A 24,732-nucleotide genomic window follows, 5' to 3' on the forward strand; every position below is an offset into this window, starting at 1 on the left:
CGACTACAAGATCACCCGCGTAGATGATCTCCTGCCTTGGCACTGGTCGAATAAGGCGGCCTGACCGGACGCTTACGGTCTTTCAGCGCAAGGCTGCGAAGTGGAGCATCAAGATGGAGGTCGGCGGTATGAATAAAGCGGAACATGCTAAGTCTGCTTGAAGATATCGACCTTTGTTTCCAAGCAAGGCCTCAGAGAAAAGTCATTCGCGCCAATCGTGAACCATCCTTCGGGTCTCTGGTAGAAGTCCAGACCTCGTCCGATCTTGATGACCCAGCCGTCGTCAGTTCTAATCTCCCGGTCATGGATTTTGCTATCGATCTCCACAGAAAGCACGATGTCTCGCTCAATTAGGCTCTGTTTGAGTTCTTCGATCTTGCTCTCCACTCCAGCAAGGTCGGTTTTCTCATCATACCCGGTCAGAAGGTGGATTTCCCGCACGGTCGGGCTCTTAACAACTGTTTCGCAGAAGCGGACAAAATTCGCGATCTGATGGGGTGCACGAATGTAAGGGTCTTCAATCGTTATCTTTTTAGCCTTCGCCAAGTATGGCCCGATGATCGTGTCGTAGGTGTGTCCGACGTCGCCGTAGGCGATGGTGTAATGCCGCTCTTCAAGGACCTCATCCGCAACAGGTTGCATCGTTTCAGATGGGACATCGCTCTCTTGGAGTGCTTCTTGTGGTTCACTACAATCAACTGCTTTCGGTCTCGAAGCCTTTCCAGAAAGCGTGCGGCGCGCAGGTTCGAGCGTAGCAGCAACACCCTTGGTTTCGGGGCAATGGACAACGACCTCACGACCATCTGGTGCGACATAGGAGAGATTTATCAACGCAAACTCGTCATCGGGCTTGCGTTTGTTCATCTGCTCTTTCACTCGACGGCGGCATTCAATCGCGTACTCCACATACTCGAAGAACTCCTCGTCGCTGGGAGCTCCGTCGGGGTGGAGGATTTTCAAGAACGCACAGAGTGTCTTCTTAATACCCTTCTCGTCGCGCCCTTCGACATTACTCCCGAGCTTCACTCGGCTCGAGACCTCTTCGTATCTGTTGTTGTGCTTGAGTTGATAGTGAAACGCTTCTGCCAAGTAGTCGGTAATGAGCCCAAAGCGGTCGGTCAAATAGGCACTACTGGTCTTCGGAATCTCCCAGCCAGGCAAGTAGCAGGCAAAGCGGTCCATCACGGCAAGATCAAATTCAGCCGGAAGTGGTAGGAAAAGGTCATGCTCTGATGAGCGGACGATTTGTTCCACCGACTGATCGATGTTCCCTACGAACGCCATGCTCGCATTGGCAATGATCTCGACTCCCCTCGAGAACCTACCATTGGCCATGAAGTCTTTCATGATTTGAATGGTATCGGGGTCTTTGATCTTGATCCCGCCCACCTCGTCGAAGGCGACGGTGTCCCAGAAACCAACTAGTCCAATCTTGTTCCGAGCGTTGTTGTAGAAGAGGGTTGCTTTCGTCGCCTGGCCGCCGCTGATCAGCGTGGAGTACGGGGAAAACTCACTAAAGAAGTATGACTTGCCAGTGCCGCGCGGACCAAGCTCGACGAAGTTAAAGTTCGCCTCGACGAGTGGTGCGAGCCTAGCGATGAAATGCAGTTTTTCCCTTTGCGATAGTGTAGATGGTTCGAGACCCACCGACCTAAGGACCACGTTCAGCCATTCGTCTCTTGTCAGCTTTGTGCGGCCTTCCTTGTAGGCATCAAAGTCGAAGCGGCTTAGCTGGATAGGACGTAAATCTTCTACGTAGAAAGCGTAGTTGTTTTCGTCGATGTCATTGTGTGCGATCGTCACCTCTGCCCAAATACCGCCTTCAAGCAGTCGATCGATGTCGCGGTAGAACTTCTCTGCGATCGCAACTTTCTGGGATGCAAAGTTCTCAAGAGATGCCCAATGCCGCTTGTCCTTCTCGACGTAGCGGACATGCACTTTGTCGATAAACTTGTGCTTTCCTTTCACAGCGACGCGAGACTGGGCAGCGTTCGCTTCATCGGGTCGAACGTAGTTCTCATCGAGTGTCGCAAGCACAGCTTCCATACCGGCTTGGATTTCGGCGGGTTCGTTACTGGCGCAGTATCTGGCTAGGAGAAACTCAAGAACAAACGTCGGAACATTGGTGCCCTTCTTAATCCTGTGCAGTAGATCTTTGCGGACAACTTTCCCATCGAATGTCTTGTTGAGCTTTCTGTCTAGTTCGTCCATCTCCATTTCAAACTGCATAATAGGTCTCCAAAGAAATACTGGCGTAAGCCGTCATCGTGACTGGGTTGAATGCTTTGAGCGTAAACTTGCCTTCAAACTCCAAGTCCATTCTGATGGTGACCTGCTTATGCTGACCGGACCGAAGCGTTAGGGTCCCCGTCGCGGGATCAACCGGATCGCCCTTGCGCGCTTCACCGACGACGTTTCCATTCTTATCATGTGCCTCTAAGAGGATTTCAAAGTCGTCCTCTTGCGCGAACATATCGGTGCTCGCGATTGCAACGTCGACCACGGGAAGTCGAGTCGTAATCCTCTTCGCGCCGTTCTTGTAGGACAGCTCTACGCTGGCCATGGTTGGTCCTGGAGCTTCGTGCGCTTGGAGCGTGACGGTGATTGCTGGGACGATAGCTTCTTGCAGGGATGGACCGCCGTGAAAGAAGCGAAGACCTCGTCTGTACGGGGCAAGACTGCGTGGCGCGCCGAAACACTCAATGTCGCCGCGAATACCCGCCTTCTCAGCTGGGATCACGAAATTGTGGGTGTCCGCGCCGCCGGCACCTAGCAGTGAACGGTCATGCACGGTGATCCAATCACCTGCCGACGGCTTGGCACAGATGTCACCAGCATCGGAATGCCCGTTTAGGAAGAAGCCGTGATCGGTTGCTATTACGACGTCAGTAAAACCAGCCTGCCCTAAACGGTGTATCGCAACTCGTATTCCTTTGAGGGTTTGGTGGACTAAGCTCAGCGTTGTGTCTGGGTTGCTTTCCAGGTGGCTATCGATTTCGGTGCTTCGAATAACCAATAGGCTCACGGCATCAGAGACTTCTGCATCTTTACTTCTGTTGAATTCAGACAGAGTCATTTGCTCAAAGCGATCACCGTAAAGTTGCTCAAACACTTTCATCCTACTTGCGACGGTGCTCAAACGCTGCCCGTCAAACTCAGCCAGGACATCTTTCCCATCGCGTAGTATCGCGAGTTTCTTGCCTGCCTCAGGAAGCAGGCTGGCCATCCCAATTGGTGTAACGGTCGGCAATTGTGCATTCGCCGCCTGAATAGTCGCTGTGCCCGCGTCAATGAGCTGCCTCTGAAGTTCAACGCCAAGTTCATAACGAAGCGCATCGACCATGAAATATGCGACGCGCTTGTCTCTCTCCGAGAGTCGCGGCTCAACCAACTTATCGAAAAGATCAACATTGGCGAGCCTCCCCTGGGGCGGCCAACCATCTTTCTCTAGGTGCTTGATGAAGATCGTTTGCACCTTTTCCGCGATGCGCGCGTAGCGCTTGCGTGCGTATCTGGCAACGTCATCTACGATTGGCTCCATCGAGATGTACTCGCCAAAGGCCTGCTCGAATTCACGCTGGAGTCTGTCTATCTCGCGAAGGCTACTCGTATAGTGATCGATGAGTGCATCAAGGCTGCCTGTATTTCCAGAAAGGTTTCGATCAGCGTCTTCGCAAGCAGACACCAGTTGAAGAGCGGCACTGACTAGTCCCCACTGCGATTGGCTCTCCCCTTGGCCCAGCCAAACCGAATGTTTGTGCCTATCGACAACAGTTCGAACCTCATCCAGGCGATCATCTTTTAGCGCATCGACTGCAACTTGTAAGAAAGTCCGCTCTTCAAAGGGAAAAGTATCGAGCTTTCCAAGGTCTTTGATCTCGGCACATGCGGCGGGGAGATCGAGTGCGCGTTCAATCTGTTCTGCCCGATCGATATACGTCAGTCGTGTCCGGTTATCATTTCGTAGCGTTTCGCACAGGTCGGCGACCAATGCATCTGCGCCTGTATCCGCGTGCGGAACGTCCACTAGAGATGCCGGCAACTCATCAGGAAGATCGAGAACGAACTCGCTGAAAAGGACAAAACGCCAAAGCTCATCGGCAACGGCAGACCAGCTCTTGCCCTTGGTTACGAGCTTCAAGCCCAGCGAAGATCGGAAAAGCGCCTTGGCTTCACTCACCCAGGCTTCATTTTCTTTGAGACGGCACTTCTGCTGCTCTGAAGGGGCTAGGAATGCAAGAAGAACGTTGCGGGCGGAGTCGACGCGAAGGAGCGTCCTAAGTGTGGGGTAACCCACCCCACCACCAATATTATCGACGAGTTCGAATGAGGGTCTTGGATCGTCCTGAAACAATCGCCGGATTTCGCTGGCGTGATCAGGCTTCGCCTTCATGCAGAGGCTTATGTATTCATCGCCATCTCCGTCGGGAAACATCGCACCACTTGCTGCGTAGACCGCATAAGGATCGATGACGCGGTCATGGTCAGTCTTCGGCGGATTGGTTGGAACATAGATGACTAGTTCTGTCGGCCCTTTATCGCCAGGACGTGCAAGAGAGACAAAATTCTCAAGGGCCTGTTCGCGGCTTTCAATCCCACGTTCACTGGTATCCACGACAGCCGTACGCTCGTTTGAAAGATCAGCGACAACGTCTTGGTAGAGTCGCGCCGGGTCATATACGACAAGACATCCTGACTTTTTCAGGCGGGGGCGTAGAACGGTTTCCCGAATGAAGGAAGCCAAGCTCATGTGGCACCTCGGGCTTCTCGCTCTTCGTATAGGCCCTCCAAGTCATGAGCGATCGCCAATGACTTATCGGTCTTGCACTTCTCGCGAACGCGGTCGGGCCAATAAGCCATGGACAGGTGCGCCCAGTCGTAGTCGCCCTTTTCTAGTTTCTCCCAAGTCGCATTAAGGACCTTCTGCCAAGGCTTATGGCGGAACAGCCGCCAAAGTGGTGCAGCTGTGATCTGAACGCCGTCGTCGTGGTTTGGGCGATAGGTGGGTGCAATCTCAAGTAAGGTTTCACGCAATTCAGTCAGTTCCGATTCAACTGACTGCAGCTTTTCGAGGCTTTTTTCTTCCGCCGCGGAGCGACCGCTGCCCTTGTTCCGCAAGGTGGAGACATCCTGGCCGACCTCTTTCAGCTTTGGCTCGATGAAGTCATTGACGGCGGTGAAGAGGGTCTGGTCGGTCAGGCTAGGGTAGTAGAGCCAGAGCGTGTAGCTGCCCGAACTGGTCGAGAGCGGCCAGTAGATCGGGGCCTTGCGGCGGCTCTTGCTGTACTGCTTCAGGTGCAGGGGAAAGAAATCGCGTTGCAGCCAGCGGCGCACATCTGCGGGCACTGGGGCGTCGACGCGGGCGAGCACTTCCTCGATCAGGCGGGCGAGGTCATGCGGATGCCCTTGGTCGTCCACCAAGATGCCGGAATGGGCATGGAACGGCTCTGCATCATCGGGCAGCATGCCGGGGCTTTGCGCGGGCAGCGGGTCAAAGGGGTCCGGCTCGGGCGGGGCTTCGCGTTCACCCGTGGCCAAGCGCCAGTCGAAACGGCCGAACGCGACGCCAGTGGCCCAGCTGAGCAGACTGTCGGTTTGGTCGATCGCGTCGGCGCCATCGTCGTCTTCGCTATCGTCAGCGTCCTCAGAAACGTCGTTGTCATCCCCATCGCTTGCACTTGACCATCCAAGTGCCTCATCGTGATCACGCTGCAATGCTTGAAACTCAAGGGGCGTTAGACTGCACAGTTCGGCGATGCGTTCATCAAGATCGACCCCAAGGATCGACTTTCTATCAAATCGTTCAACAGTTGTTGGAGTGTCACAAATCTCGGGCGACAAGAACTGAATCTCGGTCTCATCTCGTTGAAACCGTTCAACCATTCGCGCGCGAACTATCGAAATAACCGAAGCTGCGTCTTTGAGGTCGCTGTCATCGGGCTCAATGAACGGAATTGCGGAAACCATCGAGTTTTGGAACTTAGGTTGCCAAAAGGCCTCTCCCCGAAAACGAGCCACAGCAGTGGCCAAGTTCGACGATAGCAGGGCAGCCAACCAGATTTCGTTACCGGGGTTCGGATAAACTTGGCTCCTGCCGGCTGTTGGAATGATGCCTTTGGGAACAAGATATGGGACCAGTCGGCTCGACCGCAACATATAGCTAAAAGATGGAAGGAAGTAGAAACCTTCAGAGCGAACATATCTTGAAGGAGAATCTCCTCTTCCAGTGTGAAACGCCTTAATCTCACGTCCTTCATGATGCCAATTCACGCAGGCGTGAATTGATGAAAGTATTGGGGAAGCAGACTCTGTTTTGGAGTACCAAGCCCATCGTGATTGCTTGCTTGAAGACAAGCACTGCAACTGCAATTCTGACGCAGCAGCATCTCTGTCTGGAACAACCAACTCGCCCGGCTGGACCTCCCACCAAAGTCTGAGAAATCGAAAGTCATTGCCAGTTTGAAGTCCAACTTTAATCGAGCAAGCGAGTGGATCAATTGCAGCCTTTTCAGAAATCTTGCGGGCCACAGTGCTGTTGATCCAGTAAATATACGGCGCGTCCTCGAATACTAAGAAATCGGACGGTTTGCGAATGAAGTAGTTCTTCCCAGGAACCCCGTGTCGAACTTGTTCTATAGATCTAACGATACCGCTATTTTTGTCTTCGCTATTTAATTCTCTGAAGAAAATGGCTTCTTTATCAGAATTCCCGCGTTCCCACGTTATTGCAGCGGTCTCTACCATCGCATCAAGAACGCCTTGACCTAAGTCAACGAAGCTTTCGACAGTTAGGTCTTCATTGAGCACCGACTTTCTGAACTTCGAAAAACTTTGTAGGTAGAAACATGTGCGGCTAACAATGGCCCCGACCCGTCCCCCGGTGCGGCACAGTTCGGCCGCGCGGTCGACGAAGTGAGTAAGTATGTTCCCTTTCGATCGCGGAAGCGCTTCTTCGAGATAGGCTTTTGTCATTCGCGAAGGTTCGCCAAATGGCGGGTTCATGACCACCACGTCGAAGACTTCGCGGCAGTGGTCGATCATCCGCAGGCCCTGAAGCGCATCCTCTGCAAAAAGCCGCCCCTGATAGGTGGACCGCGCTGCGCGCGCAAATTCGCTAAGCGCTTCCTGCAAACGCGCCTCAGCCTTTTGCCATTGGGCCATATCCTCTTTGCGGAAGAGGTCGCCATGCTCGCCAAACACGGCGCGCACGAGGGCAGGCAGTTCCTTTTCGACCTGCAACAGCACCCCAAGCTCTGGCAGGCCCTTGAGCAGGAACAGCGTCTTCTCGAACAGCTCTGCGTCCAGGGGATCGAGCTCTTCCATGAACCGCTTGCGCAGGTCCACCTCTGCCGGGGGTGCTATGGCCGCCACCACATGCCCACGCCCGACCTGGGGCCGGTCCTTGGCCTTCACGCCCGCCTCGTGCCAGGCCCGCTGCGCCCGCAGCCAAAGCGCCAGCGATGCGATCTGCGCCGCGCGCGGGTCGATATCGACGCCATAGATGTTGTGTTCGATGATCAGCCGCGGCACGTCGTGCAGGAACGCGTCCTGGTCAGCATAAGTCTGACTGAGCGGTTTCAGGTCAGCACCGCCGCCGATCTCAGAATCCAGGCAGCCGGGGCCATGGGTCTGCTCCCACGCCCATGCCTCGCGATAGATCTCCAGGAACAGATCAAAAGCGTAGAGCCCGAAATGCATCGACCCGCAGGCCGGATCGAGCAGCTTGATCGTGCGCGGGTCGCGCAGGCGTGTGGCGGGTTCGGGCTGCTCATCCGGTTTCACCAGCAGGTATTGGCAGCGGTCGCGCAGGCCGGTCTGCCCGCCCGTCCAGTTGAACCAGAGCCGTCCCAGCGTGTTGTCGACCAGGAACTCCACCACATAGCGCGGAGTGAAGAACTGGTTGCGCACCGCCAGCTCACGGCTGTTGCGCGGCGCCTGGGACGCATCGCGCATCGCTTTGCGCTCTTCCTTCGAGTTGAAGTACTGGTAGATCCAGCCGATCGTCTCATCCTCGGCCCAGAGAGGTTCGACATCACTGCCATTAATGAGGTCGAGTGCCTTCATCAGTGTTACTTCTCTTGGAAACAGGCGGCTCTGGGGGCTGTAGCGGTCAAAAAGGGACGGCAAATCTGCTGCGAAGAGATCGAATAGACTGTGCAGGAAGTGATTGTAGGTTTCGCCCGTATCTCCTAGCGAACCATTCGCCACCTGTTGGTAGAGTCGAAAAGCCTGCGACTGCGTCCCGTGAGAGATCGATTCCAGCAGTATACCGCGCGCCTCCATCATGCGGAGTGCTGCTAGGCGATTTAGAATTGTGAATGCCTGCTCACGGGCAATGCGTCGAAGCACAGATGCTCTTGTCTGCTTTTCGTTTTTGGTGGCCTCGGAGGCCAAGTAGTGATCCATAATATCGCGCAAGATTTGCGCAGTCTCCAAGCGCTCGTCGTCGAGATGCTTGAGACTTTCGATGGATGCGACTTCCCCGCTGGTTGGGTCCATGCCATAGGTCTGTTGAAGTTGTCGTGTGAAATCTTCTGTCAGAAGCGCACGGATTTCCGTGACAAATCTCTGAAGCTTTCCTCTTGTATCGTTATCGAACGCCATATGTCATTCCTCGCCGATCTCGACGTCGAACTCATAGTATGGAGCGTCACTGCGCAGGTCTTGGAGGCGCTGGATGAGTTGGTCCAGTTCTTCAGTCGTTGCTATCTTTGCAGGAACCTTTAGCGCTTGACGAGGACGTGGCTCTGCTTTCTTGCCTGGTTTTGGTTCTGGTGGATTACGACGATCCCGGCCTTCTTCAACTATGCGGCGCTTAAGCTCTTGGATGGTAGTACTGATATCGAACTGTGAAGAGAGCAAAGACTTGAGCCCAGCGATGTCTTCTTCGACTTTGACAGAAAGCTCTTGCAACTCCGCAAGAACCTGCTGCTGCTCCTCAGGTGTGAATTCAATCCATTCCGGGATGCGGGACAGATCGGTTGCGGCGTCCGTTATGAGGCCCGCTTGGGCGCTTGCCATTGTTCGGACAGTATTCGCGACGCAGGTCTCGATGTGTGAGCATTTCGTCGAGATATCAGCCGCATGGTCGAAGAAACTCCGCTGCGAAAGCCTGTCATTGATGGCTTCCATGTCGTCGTCAACAGCTTTGACCAATTCTCCCGGCGCGCCTGTCTTGGGTAGCGAGCCCAGCTCATGTTGCAGATAGCGCACACGTTGAACGGTACGGTCGAGCTTCTGGTCAAAAGCCAATCTAACATTCTGCGCCCATTTCAATTCATCATACAGAGTGGAGCTCTCTGCTCCAAAAACTTGTGGCGCGTCCGAGCAATCTGTGAGCAGCAAATCGGCAATCTGTCGGTTCAAAGACGCCATCGTGTCGGAGCCAGGCAGCTTGAGGTTTGCAAGCTTCTCCCCCAGCGACGCGTATCGATGCTGAAATTCCGGCAGTAATGTTTGTGACGACTTGCTGATGTTTTCTTCGAGCGGGACGACGGCGTCACCTGATAGATCGGTCAGGCGCTCTGCCGCCTTTGCAAGTACATCCATTGAAGGGCGATCGTCTCTCAACGAAACCCCAACCGACCTAAAGCTATTGTTCGTCTTCAGCGCTTCGATCGCTTGCTGGCCATTGACGGTAACTTCGCGTCCAGCAACTTTCAGCTTAATCTCCCCGCCTACAAGCAGCGCGCTGATTAGATACCGTGTTGTGTCTTGAGACCAGCCAAATGGCGCATCGGCAAATGTTTCGAGAAGTCGCTTCCCTTCTATGAGACCGTTGCGCTCAATTTGGTCGCGTATACTAACCAACGCCTTGTAATCCGTTTGTATCGATGGGGTCCCGCCTGTGAGTTGCACCAGCCCCATAGGGTCAATCTGCGATGTAATCGATTTGAGGTTGGCATTAGCAGCGCGCAGGAACTTTTCAGGCAGCGCAGTTTCCACCCGCTCCGGGGCTTCAGTGTGACGAGCATAAACTTGCTCGGCGACGTCGCTTAGGTATTTGCGGCATGCAGATGCTAGATTTTGATCCATACTCTCAACTGCGGTAACTGCGCCGCGAAAAACAAAGGAGCCCCGGGCCAAACTACGGGCAATGATTTGCGCAAGGTCGTTGCAGAGGCGAGCGGCGCGATCCGTTTGGCTTGCGCAGTATTCCTTGACCTCTTGATCGGGGTCATTGCGGTAGATCTCAACGATGCGGTTGCAGCGGTAGACTTCACCCGCTGTCTCCATCGCGTCTTCGGGAGACCGACCTAACATAAAGATTGTGTTCTCCGCGCTTCGCTGCCGCGACTCATCAAGAAGTTTCGTGCGCTCAGTCTCGTATTCTGCGGCATCGGCAAGGACGATGGCGGTCTGTATCGTTTCGCGGTCACCGGCCAGAGAAACACTCCGCCCACCGGAGATACTCTTCACACCTGAAGTCACCGCACGGTTTCCATGCAATCGAGTCGCGGGTGCAGGCGTCAACGTATCGCGGAGAGCATTGCTGAAGATGCGTTGAACGTCTGAACTTCTGAGCGCAAGTTGTGCTCGCTCTTGCTCTACGTCATTGAGCTTTTCACTGAAGAACCGGAGGCTTCCATCCTTCTCACCAAGTGGAACGAAGGCGTTGCCAAGCATCTTCTCGATGGACGAATTCACCTCGTCTTTAATGGAAGACGAAGAAACCGAAGGATGCATGAGAGCCGCTATGTTCTCAGTTGTAACAGGCATGTTTGAGAGGATTTGAAGCACCGCGATTGTCTTTGCGACATTTTGCGTCAGAGTGTCATCTGGGAATTGGACAACGACTTTGTCGACTGCGCCATGCAATGAGGGGAAAGCGCGCCGGATATCTGTGTTCAAAGAATCGTAGAGTGTAACGGTCGTTGCGAGCCACCCGAGGACCTGATCGGCGACTGGAGGCTGATCGCCAGCACCTTCCACCAGGATGTCCTGAAGGACCTTGATAGCAGAACGCAGCCCCACACCACCCGTCGACTTGGCTAGAGCGCCCAGCAATCGAAGCAGAATCTCGAAATGTGCGGGCAAAAACGGATATAGGTTCGTGAAGCTCGTCTTATCAAATCCATCATCATAGTATTTTGCGCCTGTAAGCTTCGTGTTTGAGCGCAATGCCTGGCCATTTTCCTCAAAAAGCTTGCTAAGTACGTTTTCGCCTTCAGCCGATTTGCCAAGCAGCCTGCGGAAACAGATTTCTTTAATATCACTGGATTCCAACTCAACAGAGATCGGAAAACGGTCTTTCAGCTTAAAAAGCTCTGGAGAATTTATTGCAGTGTGGGGATCGTCCTCGGTCAGCGTTTGCTGTGCAGTGCCGAGTATCCAAACCTTGCCCTGCCCGATGTTTTTGATGTTCTCGGCTAAGCCTTGAAGATCAAGAATTTTGGATTGCTGGCTTCCAACGTATTGGCCGATTTCATCAATTACGAAGACAATGTTCTCTTTACCCGTTTCGTCACGAACAACGTCAATCATCTCTCTGACGCGATCGTCCATGAGATAGATCGTTTCGCTATTTGCGGCTGAGAATGCCTGATCGTTTTTGAACAGGTTCGGATACATCTGGTGAGCAATGTTGGGAAGCAGGCTATCGACCACCAACTCATCATTCTGGTAATCTGCCCAGGGTTCGCCTGTTTCATCCTGGAAGAGCTTGATGAACTCCTCGTAGCGTGCGTCCTTTTTGAGCTTACGCTCAAGTGCAGCCACTTTCATGTTTCTTGAATAACCAAGTTGCTGCAGAACTTTGTAATAAAGAACTGTCGAAACTTCGGCGAGAGTTGCGCCTGCAATCTGCTGACTTGCGAGATCGAGCATGATTACAGCGGCTGACAATCGCCTATTTACCGCGTCTAGGAGGGCTTTGGTCTGCGGGCGCCGTAGTCGGTCACTCAAATGCCGGACAAACGGTTGCCCATCCACTTTGACAGTGTCATCTAGCGCAAGGCCTAGATACTTTGTGAAAGAGCTCTTTCCTGAGCCGTAAAAGCCGGAAACCCAAACTCCGACCTCATGACCGCCGCCACTCTCGAGCGCCGCTTGGATGTTGTCCAAGAGCTTCTCGAGCTGTTCATCGATACTATCGGTGACGATATATTCTGATATCTCTGACTTGAGCCGGTCCTCTTGCGATGCCTGGTATGAAATCACTTTTTCAATGGAGCGCTGAAGGCCCTTCTGCGGATCAAATAGAGTTCTTATCGTCGTCATCTTCGTTATTTCTTCCTGCTCTTGCAGTTATATCATCCACCCACGTGGACTGACCTATAGTTGCCGTCCTCTGGATAGAAACCAAGGAAGCGCAAACGCGTTTTTCCGGTTCTTATGCCTGGGTAGAAGAAGACCGTTGGAATATGGAACTTGCCCTGCAGTTGAGCCTCTATTGCCCCAATTCGAAGATAAGGATGGAGGGCTTCAAGATCAGTAACCAAAACAATTGCGTTCGGATCATCTTTTTGTGCCGATATCGCCTCTTCGAGCCGGTTTTGTAATTGGTCACGCCCGGTAAGCGCGTTCGCAAGGCTCTTGTTCGTTTTTCCCCAGTCAAGCGGTGCCTTCGCATCTGCCGCCAACCAAATCTTCCGCATCGGAGCGGACTGGAAAATGTCTCTAATGTGCTCCGCAACTGAAAATGTTGTCACATGCCAACCCGCGTTTTTTAGGCGGGCTGTCCAAGCAGGCATCTGCCGCTTCACCTCAAGAATTTCTCTTGGATGAAACACAAGATAATAAATTGGTTCGAAACTGGCGTGCGAGAACTCACGACCAGCCTGGATGCGGCGCACGAGTTCATCGAAGTCAGCTGTCAGCGACGGCATCGGCCAACTCCTCCATATTCTTGTGTTTCCAGGAAATCTGTACGAGCCCTGCAGCCGATTGAACGATGATTTCGCCGCGCATTGCGATCTGTTTTAGCTCCGCAAGCACATCATCGGGGTCAAGGCCGAAGAGCCCCCAGTCTTCGTGGTTGAGCATCGCATTATCACCCAAACCACGGAAATGAAGTTCATATGCAAGAAAGCCTGTAACGAAGGTAGTTGGACCAAATGTCTCAATTTTTCGGCCTCCTGCTGCCATCGCACCAAGCAACCTAAAATCTGCGCAAGCCCCCAAGATATAACTTGAAACCCGTGTCCGCGTGGAGTCTGACCACGCTGTTGTTGTCTTACCTTCTGCAACGGCGTCATTCACAAAATTGAGCGCATCGCTCTTCGTGAGCGATGTGCTGCCTGCTGCGTATTGAGGCCAGTAAACCTCACGTATGAAGTCGGCGAGAACCCGGTTGGAGCGACAAGTAAAGAGAAGGAAAAGCTGCTTGCGGTCCTTATCTGACATCGCTTCACGCATCGACTTCAGAGCGGAGGCTGGAGCACCATCCTGGACCAGATATCTTGGTGCAAATCCCTCCGACACAACGTTCCTCAAACGGCGTGCTGTCATTGTTGGGAAATCACCAGAATCAAGAGCACGATCCAGAAGTGCTGAATTGTCCATTCCAGGTTCCCACATATCGAGTAGTTTCTCTGTCTCAGGAATCAGACCAAGACCGGCTTGAAGCTTTGTTGTGTAAACCTGCTCCGTCACGCGTTCACCGTGAAGTATGGGAAGACCTGCTGAGAACTTCTGAAGGCCGTGATGTAGTGCCCAGCGAGAACCTTGACCCAGGAGGAAGATTCTAAGTCCGCCGCACTGCCAACTCTAACTGGTCCCTCGTTAGCCTCGACCGGTTCAGCAAGTTCAGAGAGCAGCTCTTCTGCATCGGATTCACTTGGGATATTGCCAGTTTTGCTCCACGCCTCATCTCGCACGACGGCGTCGTGCAAACGCCGCTCCAACGCCTCAGGCAATCGGAATAGGTGGAAGGCTTGGCCGACACCGATCCGGTTGTCGTGTACGACGCGCGCAGCTTCAATCACCCCTTGATAACGCGCTGCATCAGTTCGCGCACCGTAAACTGGCGTCAAAAAAGCCACTGCGTTGGATGTAAACCAGAGCGAAGGCCACCAGTCGCCATGGTCCTTCTCGCCAAGCCGCCCAACGGCCATTCTCAGTCTGATAATATCGCGGAGCTCAGCATCGCTGTCGTGGATCACCTGATCTACTACCCTCAATCTTCTATCTCTCATCCTCACATGGTTCGATCCGAGAGCTTTGCGTTTTTATCCAGCTCTCAATATCCCTCTGACGGAACCGCCACGATCCGCCAACCTTAAAACCTGGAATCTTTCCTTCTGCTGCAAGTCGATAAGCAGTTTTCTCTTTGATCTTGAGATAGGCAGCCACTTCTCTCAAGGTGAGAATATCACTATCCATAGGAGCCTCGACAACTTGGCAGTACTGAGAAAATGCGGGAAAATTGTGGAATAAGCAAGGCCTTGCTGATTGGTTCATATTTCCAATTGAGACTCGGGACCAAATGAGAGCGGAGATGTCTTCGAATGGTCCGTCCATGAACGCGGTTCTAGGGATTGGAGGACTACCACTTTCAATAGCCAAGGACGGTTGGTAGCCATGTCGAGCAATTTCAACGGTGCTTGCCACGCGCCGAAAAACTGGACTCAGAGTACCTAGCCACAATCGACACGCTCCATGTCGATGGCCCGCTGATCATAGGCGGGAAGTCGATGGGCTGCCGCGTTGCTAGTATGATTGCGGATGAGCTGTTCGAAGCGGATCGCATCGCTGAGTTGCTCTGCGTGGGCTATGCGTGTTCGGTTTGATGGCGTAAGCGCCGGATGAGCATGGTTTTCCGTTTGATCTCCTCTCGCTGTTTCAGGATCTGCTCTGCGCGCCCGAAGTAGACGTCGGCGGGCGTCAGGTTTCCAAGGCTCTCGTGGTAGCGCTGGTTGTTGTAATATTCGACGAAGGCACCGATCTGGCGCTCGAGATCTCCGGGCAGGAAGTAATGCCCGAGGGGTCTTCAAATGCACAGGCTGAAACCAGCCCATTCGAAGAAGCTCGGCGATGCCACGGGCATCCCGCCGATCCGTCTTGACCGGAATGGCGGATAAAGCGGCATGAACCCTGCGCGTCTCCATCAGAACGCTGTGCAAGCCTCTCTGCTTGAGACCCTCAACAAGGAAGCCCGACATGGGCCCAGCTTCGAGACCGATCCCAGCAATCTCATCAGAAAACGGATCCAGCGCATTTGCGAGATCCTCAGGATGACTCCGCGCAGAAAACTCTTTCTTGACGCAACCATCTGCGTCGATCACGCACACGGCCGTACTCTCAACTGAAACATCAAGCCCTATGTAATACGTCATGGTCATCTCCTCTTTCCCGAAAACCACCACAATAATGGTGGCGAATCGGCCCGATGACCGCATCTCCGTTACGAAAACCTCAAATCTGTCCCATAGGCGCTGACGTCAGATACCGAGTAATTGATCTTTTGGAGCATACATCGGTTCAACCCGGGCCAAGTTGGAGTGAAAGTTCGCCTTGTTAATGGGCTTCACTGCTTTAAGGCTCTCCTCAAATCAGCGAAGGCCTTGACGACCTTTTCCGGGTCGGTCGCATTCAGTCGTAGATCGTCAGGTAGGCGACCAGCGAGTGCGAAGAGATAGTCCTCTGGCAGGTTCACAATGCTGGAGAATTGGCGGATCAAATGCCCCGAGCTGGGACTGCGTCGATCGTGCTCGATGTCATTAAGATACTGCGGCGATATAGATCCTCCGCCCTCTTCCTTCATCACGAGCCCTGCCAGCATCTTCTGGCTGAGCCCGAGTGACTTGCGAGCCGTTGATATTGCTTGGCCAAACGTCATACTGCTGGGAGACATGACTGATCCATCGCTAGAACCCCCCTGTCAATCCGCTTGTTAGCGGATATGCGAACTGTTACGTTTTATCAGACAAAGGTTCAATTATGAAGCTGCAAGAGCTCGACCAGCGCCCAGACGACCAGCGCCAAGGAGTGTCGCGAATTGAGAGGTCAATATGCCGACTGTTGGTTGGATCCGAGAAGGTGATCTTGATGCCTTCTACGAGGGCACTGAACGCACTCCCGATCCATCGCTCCCGAAAGGGCCGACCTTTTCCTGCCCGTTCTGCGCATCAGTCTTCACGATACAGTCCGAATTCCATGACCATGTCTATTCTCAACATCGCGTCGAACGGCCTTTGATTACATTGCGCGGCGTGGAGCCGACAGCGCATGGCTTTGTCCGCACAGCTCTCGACATTTCTGACATTGCGATAGTCAACACCAGTTTTGCACAGGTACGCATAGACGGCACGAGACTGCGTGAGCTTTCGCCTGGGGAACTTAAGGACCTTATGACCAACTCAGCCCAAGCCGAGATCAATTTGGAGCTGGTTAATGCTGCTGAGAAAAACACGGCTCCGGTTATAACTCGCTACAAGTTCTCCTTCCGCATTGCTGACCGAAACGCCCTTAAAGATGTCGAAAAAGCGTTTACGGAAGCTCTGGTGACAAGCGCAATCTCACGCGAAGCGATTAGCAGGTTTCTCTCAGACCAGAGGACACAGGGTCTTGGTAGAGACTACGCGTCTGGTCTTGCCGACTATTGCCTGGGGATTCTTCTTAAAGAGCGGCCTGAAGACGAAAGGCTCACTACGCCACTTTCTCGATATCGCGAGCTGTACGGTGGGGCTTTAGAGGTACTTAAGGACATTCAGCGTCCACTCGCCCGCCTTATTGCGAGTATCATAAGTTTTTCGATGAATGATTTCAGATTGGGCGAGCGACGAACCGGATACTGGGAGCTCGATTTGGCGACGGCGATACTACTTGATCCCAGTTCAGCCGCTTTCCCGATTGAGTTCACAGACGCAGATCGGCGCGCGGTCTGCCCGGTCGATCATGGCACCGGAAGAATGCTCGAATTGGCAATACACCTCGCAGCACAACCGCGTTGGAGCCCGATTCTCGAGGATGAGTGCCGGGGGCTCGCAAAATCAGAGTTTCTTGATGTAAGCGATCACCAAAAGGCATTCGCCATCTGGGCTGCATCGGCATGGAGGTTGGACTCAAAAAAGAGTGCATTGGAGCCGCTGATGCAGATCGCGGAAGTCTACCCCTTTAGCCGATGGGCCAGCAAATATCTGGAGCAAGTATCAACGTGACCGATGATATAGAAACGCCCAAAGCTAACGCGCTGAAAAGAGAAACGACATCAAGTGTGGTAGACGGGGGAGCATCTGAGGGCGAGCCCGTTCCGGAGTTTGAGGTTCAGCCGACGTTGACCGGATACTTCGAAGAGACACGAGCCAGCCCCTCTGCATTTTTCAAGGTTCTTCGAAAGAATAAAGTAAAGCGTTTCCTGTCTTCCGATCGGGAGGCAACCGGAAATATGATGTCCAAGCATGACCCGGACTGTGAGCGCTTCTGGGCATTGATGTCGCAATCGGTTCTGCCAGATGCCGTCGATACATGGATTTGGGGCGCTGCCCAATTCCGACTAAAGGAGCATCTCGGAGAAGCCTTTGACCCACAGGACCACGATGCATCACGCATCTTCAAGTCAGTCTTAAGAGAACTCTCGCCAGCTCTCCGCTCAGATCAGAAGGAGGATAAGAAACGGGCGGAAACATTGCTCAGGATAACCATTTGCTGGCTGGTGGAAAACCGCTCGCTCAAGGCTTGGCAGATTGCTGAGCAACTCCAGTCCATTTTCTTCTCGGATTTGAAGTCAGCCTCGCGGCTGGCACAACGGGCCGTTCAAAAGGGCAAGGGCGCAGAATTGCGACTCGCCGTGGCAATGGTAGGTCTTGGCGACCAGATAGTTAAGGCTGCCGAAGAAGAACGAAATCACGAGAGGAACATTGGCACCGACCTGCGCCACCGGCTTGATAGTTCTCGAGACCAAGTTGAGCAGCTCCACGCCGACTTGAAAAACGCGAGAAATACGATTGCAGAGCAAGAGGCGACCATCGCAAAGCTTGACCAAACGCTCGCCGCTGAACGCCAACATTGGGGTCATGATCTGACGGAGACCAAGGCTGAGCAGAGGGTGCTACTTGGAGAACGACTGGGCCCACTACTTGAAGACGCTATTGATGCGCTCGAGATCGAACCACCTGCACCAGGAGTCGCACTTCGACGAGTGAAAGCAGCGCTATCGGCGATAGAAGGGGCGAAGGAATGAGTGAGACGATCTTTGGAGTCGACTTTGGAACGACAAACAGTCTCGCTACGGTCGCCGTGGGTGGAAGAGTTCTTGCCCTGGTGGATCAGGTTACCCTTCGTCCGCATCCATCCGTGATTTGGTACCGTGGCTCAGACATAGTTGTTGGCCGTGAGGCACGACAAAACATGGACATCACCGAAAGCGGCGCTCCTCCAGGATTTGTCCGCTCCCCCAAGATGACCTTACGGCGAGAGGGCCCAATTTTTGTAGATGGTCGCCCTGTCGAGCCTACCGATGCAGTCGCTGAGGTTCTCAGACATTTGAAAACCGACGCCGCTGCTGCTCGTGGCGGCGCTCCTGGGCAAGATCTTGCACGTGCAGTCTTCACGATACCGGTTGATTTCGGAGGACCGGAACGCCGAGCGCTCCGCGAGGCGGCACGAAAAGCCGGTGTCGGTGTTGTCCAGTTTGTCCATGAGCCCGTAGCGGCCCTATATGCCTATCTCCGCGCCCAGCCTGACCTTGGACGCGAACTGGCGCGCTTGGAGGGGAGGTCGATCCTCGTTTTCGATTGGGGTGGCGGCACTCTCGACCTGACGCTTTGTCGCATAACTGGCGGCGCAATAATGCAGGTCAGGAATCTCGGCGACAATGAAGTTGGGGGTGACAAATTTGACGAACGGCTGAGAAACCACTTGAGGGAAATTCACGCTACGGCGCATGGTATCGAAGACATCACTGCCCTTGAGCAACCTGGCATGGCGGCCAAGCTCTTGCACCAGTGCGAAATCCTAAAGATCCATTTGTCCGACCCAAAGACGGACACTGAAGATGTAATCGTAAGAAACTACCTCAAAACTGACGGCACCGGTAAGAACCTTCTCGCCTCTGTCACGCGCTCGGACCTAGAAGACCTCAGTGCGGGTATTGTCGATCGAGGTCTCGCCCGTATCGACGAAATCCTGGAGCAAGCGCAACTGACCTACAAGGACATCGAGCTTTGCCTTGCTACTGGCGGCATGGTGAACATGCCCACAATTCGTGACGGACTGACAGAAAGGTTCGTCGGCAGGGTTCCCAGGCTTGAAAACGGTGATCGGATTATTGCCGAGGGCGCGGCCTGGATCGCAAATGATGGTCTGCGGCTAACGCTGTCAAAACCGATTGAGATTCTTGTCGCGGACACTTCTGGTCGGGGAACTTACCACTCCCTTGTAGATGCCGGTTGGACACTGCCGATTGAGAACGAGACGCAGAATGTCGCAAACACCCGGCTGTTTTGCGTAGACCCGAGAGAAGGCTTCGCAGTTGTCGAGGTGGCCAAGCCAGTGAAGCTCGGCAAGACATCACCGAACGATCCACGGCGGTCGTTGTGTGTTGCAAAAGTCGAGGTCGATCCGAAAGCGCAGCCCTTGCTAGAACGAATCGAATGCAACCTACAAATTGATCATGACTACGTTGCCAGAGTGACCCTAAAATCGACTGGGCGTGGCGCACAAGCCTCCAAGGAATTTCACGATCTAGAGTTCGGCCTCTCGTTGGCCCACATTGCCTCATCGGACCGAGAAGGCGACGATCTTCCTATCAAGGGCTTGCCTGGCGGGAATGACCACCTTCAGGCTTTGCCCCACAGCAATCTCTTTCAAAGAGCGAATGTCGCAAACCCAGACGAGCGCAATCAAGCGCACGGTGACCTTTGGAAATTTGTGCCTGGCGATCTAATCGAGCAATGGCGGCCAAGTTACTTCGACACCAGGAGCAATGCCGCTACTGCACGGCAGCTGGAAGAAAGAAATTTCTACGTGCCTTGTGCTCGCTGTAAGAGACGGATTTCGCGGATCAAGGCTGAGGGTCCAATTCAGGGCTGCACAGGATCGTGTCTTCCCGAATTGGTTCGGCGCAACCCCAGCCTTCTAAAGGCCGCGCTGAGGAACTTGCAAACTAATGGCATAAAATAGATTGCCAGAGACGGGGGACGGAGAGCGGGCCACCAGCCCATGGCAAGAGAACCCGTGCCCGGGGTGGGGTGCCGTTACCTTACGTCGCGCACGCGGTGTTCAAAAACCTTGCTTCTGCCACTAATGCTGTGCGCAAACCTCAACTTCCTAGAGCCTGCCTTCTCTATCAATTGATTTTGCTGTAGAAATTTGATCAGAGTAGAAACCCGAGCCGTTTGGAAGCAGACATTTTGCCTGCGAGAATTGGTACGGCTCTGGTCGTAACGACGGCACCGGAACATTGATCAAGCGGGCACGATCAGATCATTTTTCATATAGAATTTTGGGAGTGAAGCGTGGCAGAAATAGACCAGCAGATAATCATCGAGCGGATTAGAAATACGCCAAACTACGACAAGCTCCGGAATCTTGAGACGAACATTGCCAGTAACGACGCGATAACACCGGAGATAGAAGCGGCGATAAAGGCGCACTATGGGTCACTTGCGCGACAGGTAGTAGCCAACAAGACCGGCATCGACCTGACCAACCTGACACCAGCCGAAGAGAAGATCGTCCTGGCTGTTGCCGAATACGTCGGCCTCATGAAGCGAGACCACAAGACTGCGTCTCGAACGTTTCAGCAGTTGAAAAACCGTGGCCTGATCGGAGCCGCAGAAGCCGCAGTCTCAAGGACAAAGCCAACCCAAGGTTTCACGGTCTTGAGCGATGCGGATCGCGCTGACCTATCCTATGAGCAGATTATCATCGATCATCCCGAGGAGTTCTCAGAGCGGGCCCTTTGGTATGCCCGTAGGGCGCTAGGGTTGCCGAATGCCACAGCCAAGCCCCCTACGAATGAAGATGCATCAACCCAGACCCGAACCGAGTTGCTATTGGATTGGCTCAAGGCGCGCCGGACGTCCTCGCCTGGGATGATCACACCCTACAGCAATGCCGAGGCAGCAGTGGCCATGGGCATCGGGGACATGGCGAAGTTCGGCCGCACACATGGCAACATACAATCGCGGCTTGATTTCGCGTGCTATCGGCTGGGCCTGCCGCCTTTGGGCATGACGGCGAAGCAGTGGTTTTCGCGCGCGTGGAACTGGGGTGAGCCAGGGTGGGACTTCCCGCGCGAGTATATGCAGAAAGCCGCGCAGAGCAGGGTTTGGTCAGACGACGATTTCGAACGTGTTCTGCATATGACGCGCACTTTGCCCGGTGGATCGTCGAAGCTCTGGAAGGACGAGGCGGCACAACATCCGGAGGCCATCCAGTCATGGGCAAGCGGCCTTGCGCCCGCCGAGGAAGAATCTTTCTGGGTGCTCGTATGCAATCCGCAAAAATGGGCGATTGATGAATTCCTAGCGCGCGGTATTGAGGTGGACTCATGGGGAGTTCGCCGCTCTGATCGTGACAAGTTCAAGCCTGGTCAGCTGGCCATCATCCGAGTTGGACAGGATAGGCGCAGCAAGTCAGAACGGGATGGACGGCCTCAGCTTGAGCCCGGAATCTACGCCATCTGTCAGGTTCTGACTGACCCGTACGAAGCTACTGGCGCGAGTGATGAGTTCTGGTCTCCGGGGAATGAGCGAGAAGCAGGATGGCCGACCGTCGGTATTCGCTACATAAAGACATTTCTGGATAGCCCGCTGCGTATCGAGACCCTGCAGGAAAAGGCACCGGGCGTGTCAAAGCTGTTGCTGGAAGGGTTTCAGGGCTCCACCTTTCCGATTTCTGGCGATGACTTTCGGGCGGTTGTAGCCCTTCTAGGCATGGGGATCGATGATCTTCCAAAACCCCAAGATGCGCCCGATCTGGCGAAGGCGCTGCAGAATATCGAGGATAAGTACAAGGATGCCGCGCCTGAGGTAAAGCAGCGGCAAAGCCAGTACATCGAACGCGGGCCTGTGGGCGCAAAGGTGAAGAAACTCAACGGTTTCAAATGCCAAATCTGCGAGGCTCTGGGCTGGGCTCCAATCGCGTTCAGAAAGCCCAGCGGCGAGCCTTACGTTGAAGCCCATCACGTCATGCCAGTGTTAAAGCTCGAAAAGGGTTCCTTGCATGCAGCGAATATCATGACGGTTTGTGCCAACCACCACCGACAACTTCATTACGGCGGAATCGATGTCAGTATCGGAGATGAGAAATTTGGCCTAGAGATCGAAGGCCACCAGATCAGCATTCCGAGACCAACGGTTTGAACCATCAAATTGAAGGCCGACATAAGGATTCCCCCTTGGGCTCAAACCGGGTCCAGTGGAGCGGGCCGATTGGGGTTGCGGTAAGAAGACCCGTGCATGGGGTGGGGTGGGGTGGGTTACGGCCTGCAGCTAACATAAGGGCACTTATGCGAACCGCATCACTAAGTGTGGTTAAGGATTTGTATCGTGATATCAATGAATTAGAAAACTGGGAAGCTGCGACGAACCCGTCTGGAAGCCCAACATATAGGTTGCAGTCGAGGAAAAGCACCATTATGGTTGCAATGGGCACCTTTAGCTTGCCAAGAGCACACTTAAGGGCTATATATGTGCCTATCGAAGCTGACCTATATGGAGCAAGCCATGCCAGCGATTAGTCACGAAGTAGACGCGGAGAACAACGGCGCTGCTTTAGTCGAGCGCGCACTTCAGTACCTGCGGCCGGACGATCAAGGCGTTGCGGCCAATGAAAAGTATGGAAAACGAATGAGGACCTTCTTGGTCAACAGGAGATCCAAGGACGTTCACCAGTGGACAAGAACTGATCTCAAGCGAAAAGTTGGAGAGGTCTTCAAAGAGCTCGAAGCTTCGGGACCACAGCTCATAGCTAACGCAAAAGAGCACGATAAGCAGCGAGCAGTTTTGTTGCTCGAGAGTGAAATGAATGCTCTTCTTAAAGTGCTTACCGAGCTATCTAGGCCTCACTTTGCAACTGGCGCCGATCTCTTTCGTGACCTGGCGCATCAGGGAGAAGCGAGCGAAATCTCTGTGGCTCCACGAAGGAAGACCTACCAGAACCGACGTTCAGTCGCTCATGCACTCTTGAGTGGCGCAGAATAGTGAAGTTTCTCGGATGCTAGTACTTGGCGTAACGGAGACGATACAGCTCATCGACGGAGCAAGTGCTCTGCCGACCATGCAAGCGTTGAAAGGCATCGATCAAGTAGTCGCTCTCGGCGCTCCAGCATTGGCTGGAGCGCTAGACGCGATATTAGGCATGGAGGCGGGGCCAGATCAGAAGAAGCTGCGAAATAGAGTTGAAGGAATACTCAAAGGCGCCGAGGAAGACGATGCTTCGGGTCTTGGTGTCACACCCCCAGTCTATCGCCTTTTGCCGTTTACTGGTGAGAGTATTGAAGCCTTTGGGCACATTAGGGAAGCAGCACCCATAGAGCATTTGGATATCTATGACGCAGAAAACATGGCGATTATCCGCGCACATGACGCAACAGCTATGCTCCTCAAGACCGAAGAAAACCAGGCAATGGTAAGTCTTCTGGAGGGAGCTGGGATCGACATCAGAATTCTTTGGATTCCTTAGATGCCTGAGCTTGCGTCCGTAGGCTCACTTTATGCGCCACCCGGGTCGGCTAGCGTCCTAAGTTTTCACGGTGGTGGGTTCCGCGGCTACTTTTCAGCCCTGATCGCAAACGGCCTCGAAGCGAGAAAGACGCAACTTGGAGATTCGCGACCACTTGGTGAAAGCTTTGACGTTATCTGCGGTACTTCCGTAGGGTCCATCATAGCCGTTGCCCTAGCCGCGGGTGTACCAATCTCTAAGCTACTGGAGCTCTTCGAGGAACATGGCGAGAGAATATTTCCACCAAGATACGTGCTGAAGACAAAACCCGGATTTTTCAGGGCGCGCTTTAAGAGCGATGAGCTCTACAAAGTCTTGTCATGTACACTGAAGGAGAAAAAGCTGGGCGATCTTGATCGGGCCTTAATCGTACCGGCAATAAACGAGACATCTGGCAAGCCAGTAATATTTCGCAGTTACGACAAGTCTCAAGAAGAAATTAAGTTGATAGATATCGCTATGGCGTCGGCGGCAGCTCCGATGTACCTCCCGCTTCATCGATTCAACAAACAAAGATACACGGACGGTGGAATCGTTGCCAACGGCCCAGAGCTCATCGCTGCTTCTGACCTTGTTTCGCGATTTGACATTCCAGTGGCGCAACAGAGAATTCTGTCAGTTGGAACGACTATGACCCCAAATAGTAGTAAAATACCACTATCTCGAAATGACAGATGGGGGGTATTACGCTGGGTATTCAAGTATAATAGACTGCAACCACTGCTTATGGACGGGCAAGTAGAAATACAACGCGAGCTGCTAAGAAGTCTTGGGCCAAGGCAACAAATCCATCTAGACATTGAATTGACTGACGAGCAGCAAAAGCACGTACACCTCGTACTTGCAGACAAAAGGGCCCGTGAAGCACTAAAGAACGCATCGGAAGCGTGTCTTGCAGGAGTTTCTGGCTCAAGACGAACTCAGCTAGACACAATGCTATCTCGGACCGCCCGACGCGTCGCATACTTCTCTTACGCTGGCTCTTCCGTTCTACGGCCAGGATTTTCTGAGTGACTGGCGGCATGAAGTGGTCCCATCTTTTCGGACAGGTTTGCAGCGTTTCTAAGGTGTATCGGGTTTAGGTTTCATGCTGCTTTTTGCTCTTCGCGACCGTCCCAGTATGCC

The 24,732-nt window shown here is 53.6% G+C and carries 17 protein-coding genes and 2 pseudogenes; 8 read left to right on the forward strand and 11 right to left on the reverse strand.

The features are described from left to right. Window positions 1-147: 147 nt before the first annotated feature. The 8 genes from brxL to N5A93_RS19605 form a co-directional block, all read right to left on the reverse strand. Window positions 148-2,211, reverse strand: coding sequence for a BREX system Lon protease-like protein BrxL (gene brxL, locus N5A93_RS18610; RefSeq protein ID WP_268956595.1), 2,064 nt, complete (start codon window positions 2,209-2,211; stop codon window positions 148-150). A gap of 7 nt (window positions 2,212-2,218) precedes the next feature. Continuing rightward, the gene (locus tag N5A93_RS18615) at window positions 2,219-4,615 is read right to left on the reverse strand and encodes a PglZ domain-containing protein (protein ID WP_268956596.1); all 2,397 of its coding nucleotides are present in this window, start codon (window positions 4,613-4,615) and stop codon (window positions 2,219-2,221) included. A 131-nt stretch (window positions 4,616-4,746) separates the two neighbouring features. After that, window positions 4,747-8,604, reverse strand: a complete 3,858-nt coding sequence (gene pglX, locus N5A93_RS18620; protein WP_268956597.1) for a BREX-1 system adenine-specific DNA-methyltransferase PglX — start codon at window positions 8,602-8,604, stop codon at window positions 4,747-4,749. 3 nt (window positions 8,605-8,607) lie between these two features. Beyond that, entirely contained in the window at window positions 8,608-12,219 is a 3,612-nt protein-coding gene (gene brxC / locus N5A93_RS18625) for a BREX system P-loop protein BrxC (protein ID WP_268956598.1), read from the reverse strand. 32 nt (window positions 12,220-12,251) lie between these two features. Continuing rightward, window positions 12,252-12,827, reverse strand: coding sequence for a BREX protein BrxB domain-containing protein (locus N5A93_RS18630; protein WP_268956599.1), 576 nt, complete (start codon window positions 12,825-12,827; stop codon window positions 12,252-12,254). Then, the gene (locus N5A93_RS18635; RefSeq protein WP_268956600.1) at window positions 12,808-13,593 is read right to left on the reverse strand and encodes a BrxA family protein; all 786 of its coding nucleotides are present in this window, start codon (window positions 13,591-13,593) and stop codon (window positions 12,808-12,810) included. The genes N5A93_RS18630 and N5A93_RS18635 overlap by 20 nt, the downstream gene beginning before the upstream one ends. Continuing rightward, a complete protein-coding gene (locus N5A93_RS18640; RefSeq protein WP_268956601.1) occupies window positions 13,590-14,102 on the reverse strand; it encodes a BrxE family protein in 513 nt (170 codons plus the stop codon). Before N5A93_RS18640 ends, N5A93_RS18635 begins: the two co-directional genes overlap by 4 nt. Before the next feature lie 22 nt (window positions 14,103-14,124). Next, entirely contained in the window at window positions 14,125-14,460 is a 336-nt protein-coding gene (locus N5A93_RS19605; protein WP_440590581.1) for a helix-turn-helix domain-containing protein, read from the reverse strand. 83 nt (window positions 14,461-14,543) lie between these two features. Here N5A93_RS19605 and N5A93_RS19535 point away from each other — a divergent pair, with 83 nt between their 5' ends. Then, on the forward strand, window positions 14,544-14,729 hold the full coding sequence (locus tag N5A93_RS19535) for an alpha/beta family hydrolase (RefSeq protein ID WP_328407496.1): 186 nt from the start codon (window positions 14,544-14,546) through the stop codon (window positions 14,727-14,729). Here the strand turns inward: N5A93_RS19535 and N5A93_RS18650 are convergent. From N5A93_RS18650 to N5A93_RS18660, 3 genes and pseudogenes are all read right to left on the reverse strand, one after another. Continuing rightward, a pseudogene (locus N5A93_RS18650) lies at window positions 14,711-14,923 on the reverse strand (integrase core domain-containing protein); the annotation flags it as partial. The gene N5A93_RS19535 and the pseudogene N5A93_RS18650 overlap by 19 nt on opposite strands. A 16-nt stretch (window positions 14,924-14,939) precedes the next feature. Next, window positions 14,940-15,338: pseudogene (locus N5A93_RS18655) on the reverse strand (IS110 family transposase); the annotation flags it as partial. Window positions 15,339-15,466: 128 nt separating this feature from the next. Beyond that, complete coding sequence (locus N5A93_RS18660; protein WP_268956602.1) at window positions 15,467-15,793, reverse strand: helix-turn-helix domain-containing protein; 327 nt, start codon at window positions 15,791-15,793, stop codon at window positions 15,467-15,469. A 157-nt stretch (window positions 15,794-15,950) separates the two neighbouring features. Between N5A93_RS18660 and N5A93_RS18665 the strand changes: the two genes are divergently transcribed. The 7 genes from N5A93_RS18665 to N5A93_RS18695 all read left to right on the forward strand — a co-directional run bounded on the left by N5A93_RS18665 (window position 15,951) and on the right by N5A93_RS18695 (window position 24,621). After that, window positions 15,951-17,099, forward strand: a complete 1,149-nt coding sequence (locus N5A93_RS18665; protein WP_268956603.1) for a hypothetical protein — start codon at window positions 15,951-15,953, stop codon at window positions 17,097-17,099. Continuing rightward, window positions 17,096-18,121 (forward strand): hypothetical protein, encoded by a 1,026-nt coding sequence (locus N5A93_RS18670; RefSeq protein ID WP_268956604.1) that lies wholly within the window; start codon window positions 17,096-17,098, stop codon window positions 18,119-18,121. The genes N5A93_RS18665 and N5A93_RS18670 overlap by 4 nt, the downstream gene beginning before the upstream one ends. Further along, on the forward strand, window positions 18,118-20,061 hold the full coding sequence (locus tag N5A93_RS18675; RefSeq protein WP_268956605.1) for an Hsp70 family protein: 1,944 nt from the start codon (window positions 18,118-18,120) through the stop codon (window positions 20,059-20,061). The genes N5A93_RS18670 and N5A93_RS18675 overlap by 4 nt, the downstream gene beginning before the upstream one ends. Before the next feature lie 335 nt (window positions 20,062-20,396). Next, the gene (locus tag N5A93_RS18680; RefSeq protein WP_268956606.1) at window positions 20,397-22,247 is read left to right on the forward strand and encodes an EVE domain-containing protein; all 1,851 of its coding nucleotides are present in this window, start codon (window positions 20,397-20,399) and stop codon (window positions 22,245-22,247) included. Window positions 22,248-22,598: 351 nt separating this feature from the next. Beyond that, window positions 22,599-23,087 (forward strand): hypothetical protein, encoded by a 489-nt coding sequence (locus N5A93_RS18685; protein WP_268956607.1) that lies wholly within the window; start codon window positions 22,599-22,601, stop codon window positions 23,085-23,087. Continuing rightward, the gene (locus N5A93_RS18690) at window positions 23,074-23,568 is read left to right on the forward strand and encodes a hypothetical protein (RefSeq protein ID WP_268956608.1); all 495 of its coding nucleotides are present in this window, start codon (window positions 23,074-23,076) and stop codon (window positions 23,566-23,568) included. The genes N5A93_RS18685 and N5A93_RS18690 overlap by 14 nt, the downstream gene beginning before the upstream one ends. After that, window positions 23,569-24,621, forward strand: coding sequence for a CBASS cGAMP-activated phospholipase (locus tag N5A93_RS18695; protein WP_268956609.1), 1,053 nt, complete (start codon window positions 23,569-23,571; stop codon window positions 24,619-24,621). Window positions 24,622-24,732 lie beyond the last annotated feature (111 nt).

It is taken from the genome of Roseovarius salincola, from assembly GCF_026891095.1.
Lineage (GTDB): Bacteria > Pseudomonadota > Alphaproteobacteria > Rhodobacterales > Rhodobacteraceae > Roseovarius > Roseovarius salincola.

What these genes read in the sequence shown, in the direction of transcription:
- N5A93_RS18630 (WP_268956599.1), bottom strand. Translation starts at nt 12,827, where the DNA reads ATGCCGTCGCTGACAGCTGACTTCGATGAACTCGTGCGCCGCATCCAG.
- N5A93_RS18665 (WP_268956603.1), top strand. Translation starts at nt 15,951, where the DNA reads ATGCCGACTGTTGGTTGGATCCGAGAAGGTGATCTTGATGCCTTCTAC.
- brxC (WP_268956598.1), bottom strand. Translation starts at nt 12,219, where the DNA reads ATGACGACGATAAGAACTCTATTTGATCCGCAGAAGGGCCTTCAGCGC.
- N5A93_RS18660 (WP_268956602.1), bottom strand. Translation starts at nt 15,793, where the DNA reads ATGTCTCCCAGCAGTATGACGTTTGGCCAAGCAATATCAACGGCTCGC.
- N5A93_RS18685 (WP_268956607.1), top strand. Translation starts at nt 22,599, where the DNA reads ATGGAGCAAGCCATGCCAGCGATTAGTCACGAAGTAGACGCGGAGAAC.
- N5A93_RS18695 (WP_268956609.1), top strand. Translation starts at nt 23,569, where the DNA reads ATGCCTGAGCTTGCGTCCGTAGGCTCACTTTATGCGCCACCCGGGTCG.
- N5A93_RS19605 (WP_440590581.1), bottom strand. Translation starts at nt 14,460, where the DNA reads ATGGACGGACCATTCGAAGACATCTCCGCTCTCATTTGGTCCCGAGTC.
- N5A93_RS18675 (WP_268956605.1), top strand. Translation starts at nt 18,118, where the DNA reads ATGAGTGAGACGATCTTTGGAGTCGACTTTGGAACGACAAACAGTCTC.
- pglX (WP_268956597.1), bottom strand. Translation starts at nt 8,604, where the DNA reads ATGGCGTTCGATAACGATACAAGAGGAAAGCTTCAGAGATTTGTCACG.
- brxL (WP_268956595.1), bottom strand. Translation starts at nt 2,211, where the DNA reads ATGGACGAACTAGACAGAAAGCTCAACAAGACATTCGATGGGAAAGTT.